The 19,389-nt window shown below is 36.2% G+C and carries 17 protein-coding genes, 2 tRNA genes and 1 riboswitch; of the genes, 7 read left to right on the top strand and 12 right to left on the bottom strand.

Translation table 11 applies throughout. The features are described from left to right. Positions 1 to 72 precede the first annotated feature (72 nt). Positions 73 to 187, top strand: a riboswitch (SAM riboswitch). 85 nt (positions 188 to 272) lie between these two features. Genes CER22_RS20515 through CER22_RS20505 form a run of 3 tightly spaced genes read left to right on the top strand, consistent with a single transcriptional unit; the run spans position 273 to position 2,781 of the window. Next, positions 273 to 1,085: a MetQ/NlpA family ABC transporter substrate-binding protein gene (locus tag CER22_RS20515; RefSeq protein ID WP_088609466.1), complete on the top strand. Its 813-nt coding sequence runs from the start codon at positions 273 to 275 to the stop codon at positions 1,083 to 1,085. 12 nt (positions 1,086 to 1,097) lie between these two features. Continuing rightward, positions 1,098 to 2,138, top strand: a complete 1,041-nt coding sequence (locus tag CER22_RS20510) for a methionine ABC transporter ATP-binding protein (RefSeq protein WP_088121107.1) — start codon at positions 1,098 to 1,100, stop codon at positions 2,136 to 2,138. Further along, entirely contained in the window at positions 2,113 to 2,781 is a 669-nt protein-coding gene (locus tag CER22_RS20505) for a methionine ABC transporter permease (RefSeq protein WP_088061690.1), read from the top strand. The genes CER22_RS20510 and CER22_RS20505 overlap by 26 nt, the downstream gene beginning before the upstream one ends. A 37-nt stretch (positions 2,782 to 2,818) precedes the next feature. On the opposite strand, the gene CER22_RS20500 is transcribed toward CER22_RS20505, so the two are convergent. Beyond that, entirely contained in the window at positions 2,819 to 3,595 is a 777-nt protein-coding gene (locus tag CER22_RS20500; protein WP_088609465.1) for an SDR family oxidoreductase, read from the bottom strand. 432 nt (positions 3,596 to 4,027) lie between these two features. Here CER22_RS20500 and CER22_RS20495 point away from each other — a divergent pair, with 432 nt between their 5' ends. The 4 genes from CER22_RS20495 (at position 4,028) to CER22_RS20480 (ending at position 7,624) form a co-directional block, all read left to right on the top strand. Next, entirely contained in the window at positions 4,028 to 5,329 is a 1,302-nt protein-coding gene (locus CER22_RS20495; RefSeq protein ID WP_088609464.1) for a DUF5068 domain-containing protein, read from the top strand. Positions 5,330 to 5,469: 140 nt separating this feature from the next. Then, the gene (locus CER22_RS20490) at positions 5,470 to 5,961 is read left to right on the top strand and encodes an RNA polymerase sigma factor (RefSeq protein WP_088061685.1); all 492 of its coding nucleotides are present in this window, start codon (positions 5,470 to 5,472) and stop codon (positions 5,959 to 5,961) included. Beyond that, a complete protein-coding gene (locus CER22_RS20485) occupies positions 5,961 to 6,872 on the top strand; it encodes a sigma factor regulator N-terminal domain-containing protein (RefSeq protein WP_088061683.1) in 912 nt (303 codons plus the stop codon). The genes CER22_RS20490 and CER22_RS20485 overlap by 1 nt, the downstream gene beginning before the upstream one ends. Before the next feature lie 245 nt (positions 6,873 to 7,117). Next, positions 7,118 to 7,624, top strand: coding sequence for a DoxX family membrane protein (locus tag CER22_RS20480; protein WP_088609463.1), 507 nt, complete (start codon positions 7,118 to 7,120; stop codon positions 7,622 to 7,624). 73 nt (positions 7,625 to 7,697) lie between these two features. On the opposite strand, the gene CER22_RS20475 is transcribed toward CER22_RS20480, so the two are convergent. The 11 genes from CER22_RS20475 to CER22_RS20425 form a co-directional block, all read right to left on the bottom strand. Further along, a complete protein-coding gene (locus CER22_RS20475) occupies positions 7,698 to 8,264 on the bottom strand; it encodes a DUF4256 domain-containing protein (RefSeq protein ID WP_088061681.1) in 567 nt (188 codons plus the stop codon). Positions 8,265 to 8,381: 117 nt separating this feature from the next. Next, a complete protein-coding gene (locus tag CER22_RS20470) occupies positions 8,382 to 10,346 on the bottom strand; it encodes a S9 family peptidase (RefSeq protein ID WP_088609462.1) in 1,965 nt (654 codons plus the stop codon). A 269-nt stretch (positions 10,347 to 10,615) separates the two neighbouring features. Next, positions 10,616 to 12,418: a glutamine--fructose-6-phosphate transaminase (isomerizing) gene (glmS, locus tag CER22_RS20465; RefSeq protein ID WP_088061678.1), complete on the bottom strand. Its 1,803-nt coding sequence runs from the start codon at positions 12,416 to 12,418 to the stop codon at positions 10,616 to 10,618. A 12-nt stretch (positions 12,419 to 12,430) separates the two neighbouring features. Then, positions 12,431 to 12,616 (bottom strand): hypothetical protein, encoded by a 186-nt coding sequence (locus tag CER22_RS20460; RefSeq protein WP_033659100.1) that lies wholly within the window; start codon positions 12,614 to 12,616, stop codon positions 12,431 to 12,433. 286 nt (positions 12,617 to 12,902) lie between these two features. Next, complete coding sequence (glmM, locus tag CER22_RS20455; protein ID WP_088609461.1) at positions 12,903 to 14,249, bottom strand: phosphoglucosamine mutase; 1,347 nt, start codon at positions 14,247 to 14,249, stop codon at positions 12,903 to 12,905. Next, positions 14,242 to 15,741 (bottom strand): CdaR family protein, encoded by a 1,500-nt coding sequence (locus CER22_RS20450; protein ID WP_088061674.1) that lies wholly within the window; start codon positions 15,739 to 15,741, stop codon positions 14,242 to 14,244. The genes glmM and CER22_RS20450 overlap by 8 nt, the downstream gene beginning before the upstream one ends. Beyond that, positions 15,734 to 16,555 (bottom strand): diadenylate cyclase CdaA, encoded by an 822-nt coding sequence (gene cdaA / locus CER22_RS20445; RefSeq protein WP_088061673.1) that lies wholly within the window; start codon positions 16,553 to 16,555, stop codon positions 15,734 to 15,736. Before cdaA ends, CER22_RS20450 begins: the two co-directional genes overlap by 8 nt. Positions 16,556 to 16,804: 249 nt before the next feature. After that, positions 16,805 to 17,698, bottom strand: a complete 894-nt coding sequence (gene rocF / locus CER22_RS20440; RefSeq protein WP_088609460.1) for an arginase — start codon at positions 17,696 to 17,698, stop codon at positions 16,805 to 16,807. A gap of 209 nt (positions 17,699 to 17,907) precedes the next feature. After that, positions 17,908 to 19,053 carry a glycerate kinase gene (locus tag CER22_RS20435; protein WP_142293519.1) on the bottom strand — a complete coding sequence of 382 codons (1,146 nt, stop codon included), beginning with the start codon at positions 19,051 to 19,053 and terminating at the stop codon, positions 17,908 to 17,910. A 114-nt stretch (positions 19,054 to 19,167) separates the two neighbouring features. Further along, positions 19,168 to 19,240: transfer RNA gene (locus tag CER22_RS20430), tRNA-Ala, on the bottom strand. Positions 19,241 to 19,250: 10 nt separating this feature from the next. After that, a tRNA-Gly gene (locus tag CER22_RS20425) sits at positions 19,251 to 19,322 on the bottom strand. Positions 19,323 to 19,389: the final 67 nt, after the last annotated feature.

Raw genomic sequence — 19,389 nt, 5'->3', positions numbered from 1 at the left:
CAGAAAATAACATTGACAATTCTATTTGTAAGATTTACTATTAGTACCATATTAAAAAACTACATACACATACTCTTATCAAGAGTGGCGGAGGGACTGGCCCGATGATGCCCGGCAACCGAGCTTATGACGTATAAGCTAAGGTGCTAATTCCTGCAAAACGAGTTTTCGTTTTGGAAGATAAGAGAGGAACCTATTTTGTCTATTCGGCACCTCTCTTATTTTTGAGAGGTGCTTTTTATTTTGGAACGTATATGAAGGGGGAACTATAGATGAAAAAAGTATTATTGAGCATTGTAAGTGGAGCGGTATTATTGTTAGGTGCATGTGGTGCTAATTCTGATAAAGAGGTAAAAGCATTAGATGAGAAAAAGATTACTGTCGGTGTAACGGGTGGACCGCATGAACAAATTTTTGAAAAGGTAAAAGAAGTGGCAGCGAAAGACGGTCTCGAAATTGATGTAAAAGTATTTAATGATTATGTAGCACCGAACGTATCTTTAGATGAAAAAAGCCTCGATGTAAATAGCTATCAAACGAAATCTTATTTAGACGTATTTAAAGCTGAACGCAATATGAAATTAACTGAAGTATTTTCAACAGTAACATTCCCTATGGGCGTATATTCTAAAGACATAAAAGATGTAAAAGACTTAAAAGAGGGCGACGCAATCGCTGTACCAAATGATCCAACGAATGAACTTCGAGCTTTAAAACTATTTGAAAAAGCAGGCGTTTTAAAAGTGGATCCAAAGGCTACAGAAAAAGCGACTGCGAAAGATGTAATTGAAAACCCAAAGAAATTAAAAATTATTGAATTAGAGGCATCTCAATTACCGACACAACTAAGTGAAGTGAAAGCAGCTGCAATTAATACAAACTTTGCATTAGGTGCAAAATTAAGCCCTGCGAAAGATTCTATTTTCCGTGAAGGAAAAGATTCACCATATGTAAACTGGGTCGTTGTTCGTACTGAAAATAAAGATGATGCTGTTGTAAATAAATTAAAGAAAGCTTATCAATCTAAAGAAGTAAAAGAATTTATCGAGAAAAAATTTGATGCTTCAGTTTTACCATCTTGGTAGGAGCTGACGATAATGATTGAATTAAAAAATGTATCCAAAGTATTTACAACAAAAAAAGGGAATGTAGAAGCTCTTAAACCTACTTCCCTTCAAGTAAAAAAGGGCGAAGTATTTGGAATCATTGGATATAGTGGCGCTGGTAAAAGTACATTAATTCGATGTGTAAATTTATTAGAAAAACCAACGACAGGAAATATCATTGTAAACGGCCAAGACTTAACAACTTTATCAGCAAAAGAACTAGCAAAATCGAGACAAAAAATCGGAATGATTTTTCAAGGATTCAACTTACTTAAAACTGTGACAGTTTATGAAAATATCGCATTACCGTTACGTCTATCTGGTCTTCCCAAAAATGAAATTGAAAAAAGGGTAGAAAAGTATTTACGTATTGTCGATCTTTTTAACCGAAAAGATGCATATCCGAGCGAACTTTCTGGCGGCCAGAAGCAACGTGTTGCCATTGCACGTGCACTATCACATGAACCGGAAGTGTTATTAAGCGACGAAGCAACGAGTGCTTTGGATCCAGAAACAACTGAATCTATTCTCGACCTATTATTAAAGATTAATGAAGAAATCGGGATCACAATTTTATTAATTACACATGAAATGAATGTTATCCAGCGTATATGTGACCGAGTTGCTGTTATGGAACATGGAGCAGTAGTTGAAAGCGGGACTGTGAAGGATATATTCACAAACCCACAGCATGCAACAACGAAAAAATTCGTAAATAGTGCATTTGCAGCGAAGATTCCTGAAGACGTACAGAAAGAGCTACAAAGAACCGGTGAAATCGTAACACTTTCATTTATAGGGAACTCTTCTGGCGAACCAGCGTTAGCTATCGCTACAAAGCGCTTTCAAGTGTATCCGAATATTTTATCCGGTAATATTACACAGCTAAAACATGAAGCATATGGGAAACTGATTATTCATATGCAAGGTGAAAAAACTGAAATAGACCGTGCTTTATCATTTTTACAAGAGCAAGGGATCATCGTAGAAGGAGGTAGAATAGATTATGGGAAACAAGTCCTTTTTGGATGAATGGGGTAAAGTCATATGGGAAGCAACCATTCAAACATTTCAAATGACATCTATTTCACTATTCATCTCTATCCTTATTGCACTACCACTTGGCGTCACGCTTGTTTTAACGAGACCTGGTGGACAGCACGAAAATAAAATCATTTATCCAATTCTTAATACAATTATTAACGTTATTCGCTCTCTTCCATTTATCATTCTACTATTCTTTATTTTACCTTTTACAAAGTTTCTAATGGGAACATCCATTGGTGTGCAAGGTGTCATCGTACCACTTGTCGTATTCACGGCCCCTTATATTGCACGATTAATGGAGACAGCTTTATTAGAAGTGGATCGTGGTGTTATTGAAGCTTATCAAGCGATGGGCGTTTCTACTATAAAAATCATTTGGCACGTTATGGTGAAAGAAGCTCGTCCCTCCCTTGTACTTGGGTTAACAATCGCAACAATCGGCTTAATTGGCGCAACAGCAATGGCTGGACTTGTAGGTGCTGGTGGTCTTGGTGATTTAGCATATCGATTCGGGCACTTACGCTACGAACCTGAAGTAATGTATGCAACAGTCTTTATTTTAATTATCCTCGTTCAAGGGTTGCAGTCTTTAGGAAATGGTGTTGCACGAAGATTGAAGAAAGATTAAAAAAGAAGGTATCTCACTAGGGTGAGATACCTTCTTTTTACCTTTTAAATCCACCTTCAGAATGAATAACTTGTCCAGTAATCCATTCTGCTTCTTCACTTACTAAAAACTTAATGAGTCTTGCCGCGTCCCTCGGCTCACCAATTCTACCAAAAGGAAACATCGGCTTTAATCCTTGCTTTATCTCTTCAGTCATCCAGCCTGTACTAGTTGGACCTGGATTAATTGCATTCACTGTTATACCTAGGTGGGCGACTTCAGCTGACAACGAACTCGTAAGGGCATCAATAGCTCCCTTCGTTGTTGCATACGCTAGCTCTCCAACCATAGGCCCTTGAAATTGTCCCGACGTCATATTCACAATTCTACCACCAGATTTCTTATCAAATCCTCGGGCAAATTGACTACTTAACAATGTAGTTGCACGAACATTTACTATGTAGTGCTTATCTAATTCTTCAGCAGTCAAATTAGAGAAGTCATTATTTGTAGAATACGCTGCATTATTAATTAATATATGAGGGTAGCCTAGTTGTTCAGTAACTTTATTTATAAGCTCTTTCGGTGCATCATTCTGAGTTAAATCTAACTCCATACTCGATACTTTCACACCGTTTTTTAGTAACTCTTCTTTTAATTGTGTTTGTTCACTTTGATCAACGCCCCAAGGCATTTCTTTATCGTACGCTGTCCAATACGTAAAAAATATATCATATCCTGCTCCAGCTAATTCTTTACAAATCGCTGCGCCTATACCATCTAGACGACTTACACCTGTAACAACTGCTATTTTATTTTTTAATTGATTCATCATATACTCCTCCAATTTAAAGGACGCATACTTTATATAAGAGATATGAATTTCCCTACACATTATCCTTACAAAAGGGATGTACAAGCCAAATATGCAGTCCTTGAATGATTTACAGATAACTAAATAAACCCTCACTTATGAGAGAAAAATTTATCTATCTATTTTCTAATCATTACAAGCTCATCCACATATTAAGTCCTTGTCCCCTTTCCATATATCTCTATTTCTATCATACCAATATGATGTAATATTTCAAATGATAAAAAAATAAAAATCGATATTCCATGGCGATCTTCCACTAATTTTAATATATTACAATAACTAAATAATTAAAATAATTAGAAAAACACTGGTAAATACTGGCTACATTTTTTATAATAAAATGTGGGGCTAATGTGAGAGTCTAGTTTTACACAAATAGGGGGAAGAAACATGTCAAAAAAATTACTTTCTTTATTTTCTACAGTAATCGTAGCAGCGTTTGTAATAACCGGCTGTGGTCAAAGCGATACGACAAATAAAGAACAAAAAGAAAATACAACAAAAGAAAGCAAAACAGAAAAAACGGATACAACGAAAGAAAATAAACCTGAAGAAAAAAAATCCGAAGATAAAAAAACTGAAGATAAAAAGCCTGAAAATACAGCTACTAGCTCAAGCGATTACTCTAAGCTGATTTCCTATATGGAAAAAGAAACAGGTGGTAAAACAAAAGTTCTTTTTGAAAATAAGGAACCACAAGTGTATAAAGCTGAAGATGTTTCAGTATCAATGAATGGTTACACATTAGTTGAATTAAATGGATTCCATACAAACTTCGACATTCCGTTTAATCGTCAAACAGAGGGCGGAGTTATTCTTGTGAACTACAGCGTAAAAAATAGTTCAGCTAAAGATATTTATTATATGCCAGCATTGGACATGTCATTTACTGGTGCGCAGAAAGCGTATAGTAACTATAAAGATTTAATTCCAAAAGAAGATCAGCTACCAACTAAGCTTGCTCCAACGAATGATTACTTAGTAAAAGCAGGGGAAACTATTTCTGGTTATATCGCGTATCCATTCGGAAAAGATGATCTAGCGAAAATCTCAAGTCTCTCAACAGTCTCAGTCACAGTCCCAACTGCACAAGCTAATAAAGGAAAATTTGATGCTCCAATCGGAAGTCCTGGAAGCTTTTCATTAAGTTTAAACAAACAAGGTGCTGAAAAGGTTGCAACAGATAACACTTTCTACCAAGATAAAGCTACAGCTAATAACATGGGCGATAAAAAAATGTTAAAAGAGAAATCAAGTATTAATAACAGCCAAGAATTAGGCGCTGTTAATGTTACATTAGACGGATACCAATTCACTCAATTCACACCAAATTCCGTCGAAGCTCCACGCTTTGCAAATTTTAAAAACGGTCTTGTTCTGTTAACAGTAAAATTCAAGCTTGATAACAAAGATGCTCAAGACGTTTCACTATCTCCTATAAGCTCTACATTAAGAGTGAATGATGGTACACAATATACGATTAATGAAGGTATGCTATTAAATTATGACTATAATGCTTCAGTCAAAACAGGAACATCCGGAGAGTTACTACAAGTATATATTTTAGATCAAGAGCAGTATGAAAAGATTTGGAAAGACAAAAGCTTTGAGATTGAGTTAGGACCTATGAGAAATAAAGAAGCTAAAGATATTTCACAAGGTAAAAAAGTTAAATTTACATTACCTAAATAAATTACTAAGTATATATTAGAAAAGGCATATAACATATGATTGTTATATGCCTTTTCTATTTGTATAAAGAACAAAATTTAAATTTAAGTGTATACATTTATCATTACCTATCCGTTGTATAAGTGTAGGGAGGAAAAGTGATGGGAAAAGAAAATATATTGACCTCCTATCTTATCAATTTAGGGGAGGAAGTGTTCAAACTACTATTAGCGAAAGGGGCTATAAAAGAAGATGCAGAAGACATCATCCAAAATACCTTCTATAAAGTATACACATTGCTAGATAATCTAACCGAGAGTAACATACGTCCATGGTTTTTCAGAGTCGCATTAAACGAATACATTGACTTGAAAAGGAAAAAAGAGCAACAAAACATTTATTTAACTGAAGAGATTTATTCAAAATTACAATATACAGACCGAGAATTAGACGCTGTTTTAAATAAAGATGAGATTTTCTATCTATTAAAAGATATAAAACTAGAATATAAAGAAGCTTTCTTTTTAAAGTACTACTACAACTTTTCATATGAGGAAATCGCCCTAATACTAGATATTCAAGTAAACAGTGTCAAACAAAAGTTACATCGTGCACGTAAAGCAGTTCACTCAAAAATAGGAGGAAAATCTTAATGGATACTTCTTTAAAAGATGCATTAAAAAAAGCTAAAAGGAAACATTTATTTAAAAGTATCATTACCTCTATGATCGTTGTAATCATACTTATCCCTATACTTTATAAAGTTGGCAATTACTTCGCAGCAAAAAGCTCTACGAAGCTTCACGAACGACTCTTTTTACATAACGCAATTGCAGAACCGAATGTACAAATTAACTCTCAAGTAACGAGTAATTCATCCATGTTTGGCGGCAATATTATATCAAATCGTTCTAAAAATATTAATGGTTACGTAGTCCCTTGGAATACATTAACAAGCTCCTATGGTTGGATCCGTATCAATATCGATTCCAATGAATTAACGCCTGGTTTTTATTGGTCCAATAAAGAGTTCTATGAGTACGATAAACAAACAAAGAAAAAATTTGCAACATTTTATAATCCCGCTATTAAGGAATATTTTGATGGTGTCCAAAATGAATTAGGGGAAGTTTCACAAATGAACAACTATGTTGCCGAAGTTGCTATCTCTTTCAACCAGCCCTACACACTACAAGAAATTAAAGAGAAGATTCCAGACAACTTAAACATTGTATGGTTATACATGACCTCACCAATTGGAGATGAAAGTAAAGGACCCGCTGGTATGCCAATTTACGGATTTAATCCAGACAAGTCCCCTGAAGAAGCGTACAAAGAGTTCGTTGATTCACTTAACCAATACGATGACGATGGACATGACGAAGATATCCAGAAGTTTTTAAAATCAAACAAGGACAAACCATTCGATCAAGTGAAAATCTTAGGGGTTATGCTAACAGGAAAAACAGAAAACTTTAAGGCATTAGAAAACCAAGACTTTATTCGCGGTGCTTCTGTAGGGGTTACTGCACAAGTTGTTCCTTATATAAAACCGGAGAAATAATAAGGAAAAGACAAGATAAACTAATAATAGCTAGTTAAAAGAACATACATGAATCTGTTTACTATGGGAGCTACATATTTTAGTGAAGAGCTCCCTTCATGAATTGTTCACCCTCCAAACAATTCATTTACAAATACTTTATGTACAAATAAAAAATCATAATTTTTGTTCACACTTTATCCATTGTGAATTTTTTCACAATGGATATATAATAAACATGTAAATAGAATATTGGAGGGATTTCAATGGTTATCAATTTTTTAAGAACTGATAAACGTGCTGCTTTCATATTATTATTTTTACGATTTTACATAGGTTATGCATGGCTCGCTGCTGGGATAGGAAAAGTTTTCGGACAATCTTTTGATGCAAGTGGTTTTCTAAAGGGTGCTATCGCTCAAGCGTCAGGTGACCACCCTGCCGTACAAAATTGGTGGGCAGATTTCCTTCAACACTTTGTTCTTCCAAACGCAGACCTATTTAGCTTTTTAGTTCAATGGGGAGAAATTTTAGTAGGTCTAGGTTTAATTTTAGGTGGATTAACAAAAACTGCTGCATTCTTTGGAATTATAATGAATCTTTCATTTTTACTAAGTGGAACTGTTAGTGTAAACCCAAATCTACTTATTTTAACTATGTTCATTTTAGTTGCAGGTCACAACGCTGGACGTATTGGATTAGATGGCTATGTTTTCCCTAAACTTTTCCGTAAAAACAACCATAAAACATATAAATTAAGTAAAACTGCGTAGTAACAGTTTATTTTTAAAATATAAATAAGAAAAAGAGCCTAAGTATAGGCTCTTTTTCTTATTTACTCCAAATTTAAACTCTTAACGAGCCACGAAATCCTCTAGCAGCATAATATGAATCTGCTCCATTGTGGTACACAAAAACGTGTCCAAATCGATAATCGCAAAATAGAGCACCACCGAGTTCTCGAATATCTGAAGGCGTTTGTACCCAGCTTGATGATTTCATATCGAAATCCCCAAGCTGTTGCAACTCTCGATATTGTTCTTCCGTTAATAATTCAATACCCATAGCAGTTGCCACATCAATAACGTTATTTTCTGGTTTATGTTTTTTTCTTGACTCTAACGCTTCAAGATCATAGCAAAGGCTTCTGCGCCCTTTAGGACTCTCCTTTGAACAATCACAGAAAGTATACTCGTCCTTCTCTTCATCATAAGCAACAATATCCGGCTCACCGCCAGTTACTTCCATTTCATAAATTGACCATAATTTTTCAGTATTAGTAGCCAGCTTCACTTCAACTTTATCCCATTCAAGACCTTCATGGCGGTTCATGTTTTTCTCAAAACGAGCTTGTAATACTTTTAATAGTTCTTCACGTTGTTCTACAGATAACTCATTTTTATTCTCTGTCATATTAGTCCTCCGAATTCCGTTCCCTATAATCATTTAAATCTTCTCAATAATGGTTTGCATACAGTTTACAACAATCTGATACAATTGCACAACGAAAAATCCCTGTGCGGATATCCATTATATAGTACGAAAATCTTTCATGCTTTCTCCAAGAATATAGTGTGAAAACCACATCAAGTTCTGCTTCATAATAGCCACATTCATTCCTGGCTGATTCGAACTATATGCCATTCCTTTAAATATAATTAACTCCGTATCAACTTCCATATCTCTTAACCCTTCATATAGCTCATATGCATTTGTAATTGGAATTCTTACATCCTTTTCCCCATGTTGAATTAAGGTAGGCGTACAGGCTGATTTAATATATGTCATTGGTGATGTTTTCTTATATACCTCTGGATCATTCCATGGAGTATTTCCTAAATACATGCTAATAAAGTAAGGGATATCTGTATTTACATAATGGGTACTCCAGTTCGTAATGCCGCCCCCAACTGAAATAGCTTTAAATCTACTGCTACATGTAGAACAGAAAGCTGATATATATCCTCCGTTACTCCATCCCATAACCCCTACTCTCTCTTTATCTACAATCCCTTTTTCAACTAGTGCATCCACTCCAGATATAACATCATCATAATCAGCAAGTCCTTGTTTTCTATAGTTTGCTTTTAAAAATTCATTACCATAACCAGAACTTCCTCTATAGTTTGGCTCTAAAACGATAAAGCCTTTTTCGATAAACTGTTCAATCGGATATTTCTCATTAAAACAGTCTGAAAATATCGGAAAGGACGCCCAATTCGGACCACCATGGATTACTACTAATAAGGGATATTTTTTATTTGCGTCAAACTCTACTGGGGTTGATAAAACTCCTTCTATTTCCAGTCCATCACTACTTTTCCATGAGATGATTTCTCTGTTACTTTTAAGCCTTCCTTCGAAAAAGCTATTTTCATTTGTTACTTTTTTATCATCCAAATAGATTTCAAAGGTTTCATTCGTTATAGCCTTATTATAGGTTATATGATTGCCATCCCTTGTTATAGAGGCATCCATTATAAAGCCATCTACTTTTTCGCTTAACATTTCCACAGTGCCATCCTCACATAGCAATCCAATACGATAATTCGTTTTATCCTGCCATCTAATTAAAATCCCTTTAGCTGTCCACTGTAATGGCATAACCGTACTATCAAAATTTGTTAAAGGTTGAATTACCTCTCCAGTATTCATATCATATATCTCTAATGTATTATCTTGTATATGATTTCTATAGTAATCCTTCTCTCTTATGCTTGCTGCGTAACATATTTTATCTTCCTCAGGAGAAAAGCAGACGCTCGCTCCTAACAACTTATCTATATTCATCTTTTGTAGTTCCCCAGCTCTAACATCTAATATATATATATCACCATTCATATAATCGTTTAAGCTTGGTGTAGCCATACATACAACCTTTTTCCCATCATTTGAAATATCAAAGTTATGTATATAAAAATCCTTACCATTCGTTAGTTGATAAATACCGCTAACTTTCCGTTCCTGTTTATCATTTTGTATCACTTTTTCTATTTCAACGTAGTATAAACAATTATTCCGATGTTCCTTACCTACATGGTGAAAATCTCCATATAGTCCCTTACGTTTCTTTATTTCCTCACATTCTTTTGACTGTGCAATATAATAAAAACCTTTACCAGTAGGCTCCCATTTGAATGTATTAACTCCTTCCTTCTCATCCGTAATTTGAATCTCACTACCACCTTCTATTGATTTAACAAAGATCTGATTTGTATTAGCCCCCTCACCGCTTGGGCTAAGGTATGCAATGCTCTTGGAATCTGGAGACCATAATGGATGTATACTATCTATATCCCCATTTGTTAGTGGATAACTCTGCCCTTTATCTGCTTCATATATCCATACATGATTTCTATACGTATTGTCTTCCCAGTTAGCGCTCTTCTTAACAAATGCTACGTTTTCGCCATCATCACTTATGTTTGCACTTGATAAGACCGGTAATGAAATAATCTCTTCTATACTTAAATATGTTTTTGCTTTCACTTTCATATAATAAGCCCCCTTGTAATGTCCATGAATCTATTGTCTCTTCTTGTCGTAATAAAGGAAATTGTTCACGAATACTTAAAATGATAACGGAAAATTCAGATAAATAAAAGTGAATCTGATAAAGTTAAAATTTAATCTATAGGGTTCTATCCACTTACCAATTTTAGATGTTCTTTTTCAGCACAAAAATACCCCTTTAGATAAAATATCTAAAGGGGTACAAATTCGTAAATTTATTTTAAAGCTATATTTATTAACCTACCAATCTCCTACTCAACAGTAACAGACTTAGCTAAGTTACGTGGCTTATCAACGTCACACTCGCGGTGAAGTGCTGCATAGTATGAAATAAGTTGGAATGGAATAACTGCTACTAGCGGTGCTAATGCTTCGTGTACAGCTGGTAATACGAAGCTGTCACCTTCCATTTCTAAGCCTTTCATTGAGATGATACATGGGTTTGCTCCGCGTGCTACTACTTCTTTCACGTTACCACGAATTCCAAGGTTTACGTGCTCTTGTGTAGCAAGTGCGATAACTGGTGTACCATTTTCAATTAAGGCGATTGTACCGTGTTTTAATTCTCCTCCAGCAAATCCTTCTGCTTGGATGTAAGAGATTTCTTTTAGCTTTAACGCACCTTCTAATCCTACGTAGAAGTCTACGCTACGTCCGATGAAGAAACAGTTACGAGTTGTTGCTAAAAATTGTTTTGCTAATGCGTCCATTTCTTCTTTTTGATCACAAAGTTGTACCATTGCATTCGCTACAAGTCCTAATTCGTGTGTTAAATCAAAATCAAGAACTTCGCCTTTCGCTTTAGCAATGTCCGCAGCTAAAATTGAAAGTACCGCAAGCTGAGCTGTGTAAGCTTTCGTTGATGCAACTGCGATTTCTGGTCCCGCGTATAACGGAAGTGTATAATCAGCTTCACGAGAAAGTGTAGAACCAGGTACGTTTGTAATCGTTAATGCTTTATGACCCATTTCATTCGTTTGTACAAGTACTGCACGGCTATCAGCTGTTTCACCACTTTGTGAAATGTAAATGAAGAATGGTCTCTCTGTTAATAATGGCATATTATAAGAGAATTCACTTGCTACATGCACTTCAACTGGCATTTTTGCAAACTTCTCGATAAATTGTTTTCCAACAAGACCTGCATGATAACTTGTTCCACATGCAATGATGTAAATACGATCGCTGTCTAAAATTGCGTTACGGATATCTTCATTCAGTTCAATCTCGCCATTTTCATCTTGGTACTTTTGAATTATATTACGGATTACAAGTGGTTGCTCATCGATTTCTTTCAGCATGAAATGAGGGTATGTTCCTTTTTCAATATCACTTGCGTCTAATTCCGCTGTAAACGGTGCACGTTCAATCGTTTCACCTTGTAAGTTTTTAATTGTAATACTTTCTTTCGTTACGATTACGATTTCTTTATCCATTAACTCAATAAATTGATCTGTAACTTGTAACATCGCCATAGCGTCGCTCGCCACAACATTAAAGTTGTCACCAACACCTACTAATAGCGGGCTTTTGTTTTTAGCAACATAAATCATGTTTGGATTTTCAGCATCAAGTAATCCGATTGCATAAGAGCCATGTAAAAGAGATAGCGTATTACGGAACGCTTCTTCTACACTTAGTCCTGTGCTCACTTGTTGTTCCATAAGCTGTACGATAATCTCTGTATCAGTTTCACTTACGAACGTTACATCTTGTAAATATTCTTTTTTCACTAATTCATAGTTTTCAATTACACCGTTATGAACTAGTGTAAAGCGTTTTGATGTACTTTGATGCGGATGCGCGTTTACTTTGCTTGGAACACCATGTGTAGCCCAGCGTGTGTGACCGATTCCCACGCTTGCTGCTACGTTCTCATCTACGATTTCGCGAAGTTTTGCAATACGACCTTTTTCTTTGTATACAACAACACCGTTACCTGTTTGTACTGCAATACCTGCTGAATCATATCCACGATATTCTAGCTTTTCTAAACCTTTTAATAAAATTTCCTTTGCATCTTGCTCTCCAATAAATCCTACGATTCCACACATGTTTAGTCGCCGTTACAAATGCTTACATTGCTCTGCGAACATGTAACGACATAGTCCGATACCATTTTTATTTATACTAAAAAACGGATTACATATTGCTAGCCCTGTAAGCTTGTAACGGCTTTCACCTTCCTCTCGATTGGGTTTAAGTCCGTATATACTTATACAGCTAGTTTTCATCCGTTCCTTTTCTCTCATCACACTTTCACCTTTGTCCACTAAGTCACCTTAATGATTTAAGTAAAAGCTTGCGGTTGTGATGAACAACCGGGAGTCATCCGCCGAAATCTCGATAAACTCCACCTCGTCAACTACACTACTTGTAGTTCTGGCGCTTCTATAATTTACAATATTTCCTTTGAGAAAAAGAACAAGACCATCTTATAACAAACATGGATAAACCGTCAATGAAATTTTTTTCATCGTCTATAAAACATATGAAAAAGGAGCACTTTTTGTGCTCCTTTTCAATAAATTTATCGAATTATTCAGCGCCAACTTCAGCTTTCACAACTTCTACAATGCGATGTACATATGCGTCACACACTTCTTGTGTTGGTGCTTCTGCCATTACACGAATAAGTGGCTCTGTTCCAGATGGACGAACAAGAATGCGGCCATCACCGTTCATTTCTTCCTCTACAACACGAATAACTTCTTTAATTTTTTCATTTTCTAATGCTAGTTTTTTATCTGTTACACGAACGTTTACTAGTAATTGTGGGAATTTTGTCATCTCACCTGCAAGCTCAGATAATGGTTTTTTCGTCATTTTCATGATGTTTACCAGTTGAAGTGCACTTAACATTCCATCACCAGTTGTAATGTAATCAAGTAAGATAATATGACCCGATTGTTCTCCACCTAAGTTGTAACCACCACGCTTCATCTCTTCCATTACGTAACGGTCACCAACTGCTGTTTTATCACTTGTGATATTGTTAGCTTCAAGTGCTTTGTAGAAACCTAAATTACTCATAACAGTTGAAACGACTGTATTATGCTTTAGTTGACCAGTTTCTTTCATGTACTTCGCACAAATAAACATAATTTGATCGCCATCAACGATGTTTCCTTTTTCATCTACAGCGATTAAACGGTCACCATCACCATCAAAGGCAAGACCGATATCAGCGCCTTTATCTTTTACTAATTTAGCTAATACTTCTGGATGCGTAGAACCTACTCCATCGTTAATGTTCATGCCGTTTGGTGAAGTTCCCATTGTTGAAATATCAGCCTCTAAATCCGCGAATAAGTATGGAGCTAAAGAAGACGTAGCACCATGCGCACAATCTAAAGCGATATGTAAACCAGAGAAATCTTCCTCTACAGTTTGTTTAATATATTGTAAATATTTTTGTCCGCCTTCAAAATAATCACTCACTTGTCCAAGATTTGTACCTGTTGGACGTGGTAGTTCATCAACTTCTTTGTCTAATAAAGCTTCGATTTCTGCTTCTTGCTCATCTGTTAATTTGAAACCGTCTGAACCGAAGAATTTGATTCCGTTATCCTGTACTGGATTATGAGATGCAGAAATCATAACACCTGCTTGTGCATCTAACGCTTTTGTTAAATAAGCAACACCTGGTGTAGAAATAACGCCAAGGCGCATTACTTCTGCTCCAGTTGATAATAGACCTGCTACTAAAGCTCCTTCTAACATATGTCCTGATATACGTGTATCACGGCCGATAATTACTTTTGGACGATCTGTATCTTTTGTTAATACATACCCACCAAAACGTCCAATTTTGAACGCTAATTCAGGTGTTAACTCCTGGTTCGCAACCCCGCGTACTCCATCTGTACCAAAATATTTACCCATTATGATTCGCTCCTTTTTCTGGCTCTTTTTGATTATCTACTGTTGGCTCTTGACTAGTTTCTTTTGTTGGCTCTTGACTAGTTTCTTTTTCTTTTTCTTTATCTTTATTTTGTTCCTGTTCCGTGTCAGGCTTAGGTTCAGGTTCAGGATTTTTTGGTTTTTCAGTTTGATTATCTTGGTTATTATTTGAATCTGGTTTTTCACCGTTACCCTGTACTTCTTTGTCTGGATTTTCTTTCTTCACAATTGTGACTTTAGCACTTTTTTGCTTTGGCTCTATTGAAATATTACCAGGACCGCTCACTTGAATAGAAACATCCTTCGTCCCCGGAGATACATTTTGCAGATTAATGGCTGCTGTTATTTGAGCAGCTGTTATTTTATCTACTATACTTGTTTCTCCTGAAATATCAACGCTTATCTTCCCATCTTGCGGCGAAAGTAGCTGCGCCGTAACATCTTTAGAAAGTCCATTTTTTTGAATTGATATACCATCAATCGTTCTTGTTTTCGTTTGTTTTGTTTTTTGCACTCCTACCGAAACCTTCACTTGATTCGGTTTTGCACTTGTTACACCCTTTGGCAATAAAACAGAGGTATCGAATGTTGTAGACTCTGTCAATTGACTAAGATCTACTTCGACCCCCTCTATCGATTGTATATTATCCAAGATATCTTTTGGACCTGCTATCGTTACTTCTCTCGGCTCAATGCTAATATTTGTAACGGCCAATCCTTCTGGTAAACTCCCCTTTTTCGTATACGTTACAGGAACAGTTTTTTCAGTATTATTGGCCGTAGCTTGCGTCGCCACATTCAATGTTACACTAATTTTAGATGGACTCGTTCTTACATTTAAACGTTTTCCTTCTCTATTGTATAATGTAACTTCGGCTGTTTTTGTAACAGTTTTATTAACACCTTTTAAATCAATATACGCCTTAGCAGATGAAATACTTTCAATTTCTTCTTTCGTCCCAACTACCTCAACAGTATCAGGTTTAATGTTTGATTTTTCGAGAGTAGAACCCGCTGGCATTTGATCCTCATTTGATAATTTTAAGTCTACATGGACGTATTTTCTCGCTTTTTCATGTAGGGTAATTTTAATCGTTGATGGCTGAACTGTTCCTTTCACATCATCTGGAAGCCCGTTCGTTTTCAAAGAAACTTCATAAGTTCCTTTTTCGCTATCTCTCAAATCAACTGGTATATCAAATTGTTTTTTCGCTTTTGCTGTAGCAACTGCTGCTTTTGGGCCCTCTAACTTCACCTTAACGCCCTCTGACGGAATACCACTTACAATATATTTCTCTTCATCATACTTAAGGTTAATGGCATAATTAGTTAAGGTTTCTTTCGCATCATTTCCGAAAGGTATTATCCCCGATGTCGTATTTTTTTCAGTTAAAGTCGCTGACATAAAAAGCATACACGCCAATAGTAATGAGATCCCTTTTAGAAACCAATGATTCTCCATTAACTTATCCATGACGCTTTCTCCTCCAATTCCATAAAGACGAAGAAGTCGTTTTTTCGTTCGCACTAAATTCAGCTAACAACATATCTTTCAGTTGTTCTGTCTTCAAATCACGATGCAACTTACCATTTTTCGTTAAAGAAATTTGGCCAGTTTCTTCCGACACAACTACTGTAATACTATCAGTAACTTCACTAACTCCCATTGCAGCGCGATGCCTAGTTCCTAGTTCCTTAGAGATAAAAGGACTCTCCGATAACGGAAGATAACATGCTGCTGCTTTAATGGTACTTCCTTGCATAATGACCGCTCCATCGTGAAGAGGTGTATTAGGAATGAAAATATTAATAAGTAATTCCGATGATACGTATGCATTTAGCGGAATACCCGTTTCCACATAATCACCCATACCGGTCTCTTTTGACAAAGTAATTAATGCACCAATTCTACGTTTCCCCATATATTCCGTCGCTTTCGCTATCGCTGTTGCAACGATTTCAGGTTCATCATCCTCATGAGTTCCAACACGCGAAAATAAACTCCCGCGTCCTAGCTGCTCAAGTGCTCTTCGCAATTCTGGCTGGAAAATAATAATAACGGCTAAAAATCCCCACGTTAATACTTGCTCAGTTAGCCAATAAAGCGTATGCAATTCAAGGAAAATACTGATCATCCGAACGACAATAATAACTGTAATCCCTTTTAAAAGTTGAACAGCTTTCGTCCCTCGGATTATGAGAATTAGCTTATATATAATAAACCATACAACGGCAATATCTAATACCGTACTAAGATATTTCAAAATGGTCGTATCTTCAAAAGGCATGCTAACCCTTCCTCCTACTTACGAGCAATTCTATCCATATATTGAAATATTGTTTTATGCTCTATCTGTATGTATTTCCAACAACTAGTTAATTATACCATACATGAAACAAACGACAATTACAAACAACCCCCCTTTCGTCTAAATTGGTAAGATGTCAAACATTATTATCGTACAGTATAATATAAATCATTATTATACTCTTATTTTCAAATAAAAAAAGCAACTTCTCAGTTGCTTTTCTTACATTTATTTTAGTTTTTCACCGAATAAAGAACCCATTAAAGCAACTGCTGTTGTTGCCGTTCTATTTCGCTCATCTAAAATGGTATTTACTTCAACAAACTCAGCAGATGTAACAATATCAGCTTCCGCTAACATTTCCATCGCTAAGTGGCTTTCACGATAAGATAGACCACCAATTACAGGCGTTCCAACTCCTGGTGCATCATGAGGATCAAGGCCATCTAAATCTAATGATAAATGCACACCATCAGTATGAGATAAATACGCGATTGTTTCTTCCATAACAGCAGTCATACCCATACGATCAATCTCGTGCATTGAGAATACTTTAATACCTTCATTGCGAATAAAGTCTTTTTCTCCTTCATCTAATGCACGTGCACCGATAATGACAACATTCTCTTTTTTCACCTTTGGATACGCCCCGTATAAATCTACAAGCGTTTGATGTCCATACCCTAAACTTGCTGCAAGTGACATGCCATGAATATTTCCAGATGGTGAAGTTTCTTCTGTATTTAAGTCACCATGTGCATCATACCAAATAACACCTAAATTTTTATAATGTTTCGCAACACCAGCTAATGTACCAATTGCGATACTATGGTCACCACCTAATACAAGTGGAAAACGTCCCTCTTCTATAATATGATCCACCTTACTTGCTAATTCGTTACATACAGTTGCAACTTGTGTAAGGTTTCTTAAGTTTGTATTTACATCTACTTCTTTTTCTCTCTCTATACATATATCTCCTATATCTTTAACGTCATATCCAATTTCTTCAATTCTTTCAATTACGCCTGCATAACGGATTGCACTCGGCCCCATATCTACCCCGCGACGCATCTGTCCTAAATCCATTGGAACTCCAATAACTGAGATTTCTTTTTTCATAGATAGTATCCCCCTTTTATGCCTTCACTAAATATTTTAAATCTTTTATATAGTCTGACTCAACTCGACATTTTTCTGTATGGATATACAAATTATTCACTTATATTCGCTTTAAAAACCAAATTTCAAGACTATTCTATGTATAAAGTTAACTTAATGAAACAACTACCATCATTATTATTAAATAATAATAAAAAACACTCCTACATTTAGAAGTGTTTTTCTGATGCTATTTTCCATACTGCGGCAATATTCTTTGCTGTCATTTCGATATTCTCTTCCGCTACTTTATATGCCTCTTCTAATGTCATAGGACTCGCTGTAATACTAAATACTGCATCGATTCCTTTTTCATGAACAGCTAGATAATTCGGAGATACAGATCCTCCAATAGCAATGACAGGAATACGAAAATGCTTTGCACGCTCCGCAACACCTACAGGGGCCTTTCCATATGCTGTTTGTTCATCTATTCTCCCTTCGCCAGTTATAATTAAATCTGCACCTTCTATATGCTTATCAAAATTTGTATAGTCTAATACAATTTCAATTCCTCTCCGCAAGTTTCCCTTTAACACTGCAATAACAGCTGCTCCCATTCCTCCTGCGGCTCCTGCGCCAGGTATTTTAGATACGTCGCAAGATAAGTATTGTTTAAGGATATTCGCATAATGCTTTAAATTCTCATCCAGCTCTTTCATCATCTCTGCATTCGCACCCTTTTGCCTCCCAAATACGAAAGATGCTCCCCTTATTCCAACTAACGGATTATCTACATCACATGCTGCTTCTATCTTTATGTGCATTAAGCGTGAATCCATACATGAAAAATCAATAGCGACAATCGAATGTAATGTTCCTCCAGATGGCTCTATTACTTCCCCTTCCCCATTTATAAACCTGACTCCTAAAGCTGACAACATACCTGCTCCGCCATCATTTGTAGCACTTCCTCCAAGTCCTAAAATAATGTGCTCAGCTCCTTCGTCTAGCGCATGTAGTATAAGTTCTCCTGTTCCTTTAGTCGTTGTAATAAGTGGGTTTCGCTTTTTAACTGGAACATGTTGTAATCCTGATGCTGCTGCCATTTCAATAAACGCTGTCTTTTTATCTTTAGACATACCGTAAAAGGCTTGCACATGTTCTCTAAGCGGTCCTGTCACATGAAGGGGTATCATTCTTCCATCTGTAGCATCCACAAGTGAATCAACCGTTCCTTCCCCTCCATCTCCAATTGGTATTTTTACGTACTCTGCTTTAGGGAAAATTGCTCCAAATCCTCTTTCAATAGCTTCACATACTTTTATCGCTTTTAAGCTTTCTTTATATGAATCAGATGCAATAACAACTTTCACAATTATCCCCATCCTTTATTTTCGTGTTTTCTCCATTTTAAATGACAAATATGAAAGTTGTCTTTTTAAACACAAAAAAAGCTTACATCATATGATGTAAGCTTCTCTATTAGATGGAGCCTAGCGGGATCGAACCGCTGACCTCCTGCGTGCAAGGCAGGCGCTCTCCCAGCTGAGCTAAGGCCCCTTAGTAATGAAGCGGAAGACGGGATTCGAACCCGCGACCCCAACCTTGGCAAGGTTGTATTCTACCACTGAACTACTTCCGCGAAAATGGTGAGCCATGAAGGATTCGAACCTTCGACCCTCTGATTAAAAGTCAGATGCTCTACCAAC

Source organism: Bacillus sp. K2I17 (assembly GCF_002209985.1).
Taxonomy (GTDB): Bacteria; Bacillota; Bacilli; order Bacillales; family Bacillaceae_G; genus Bacillus_A; species Bacillus_A wiedmannii.
The sequence above is the reverse complement of the archived record's forward strand: the minus strand, read 5'-3'. Positions and strand labels throughout refer to the sequence as shown.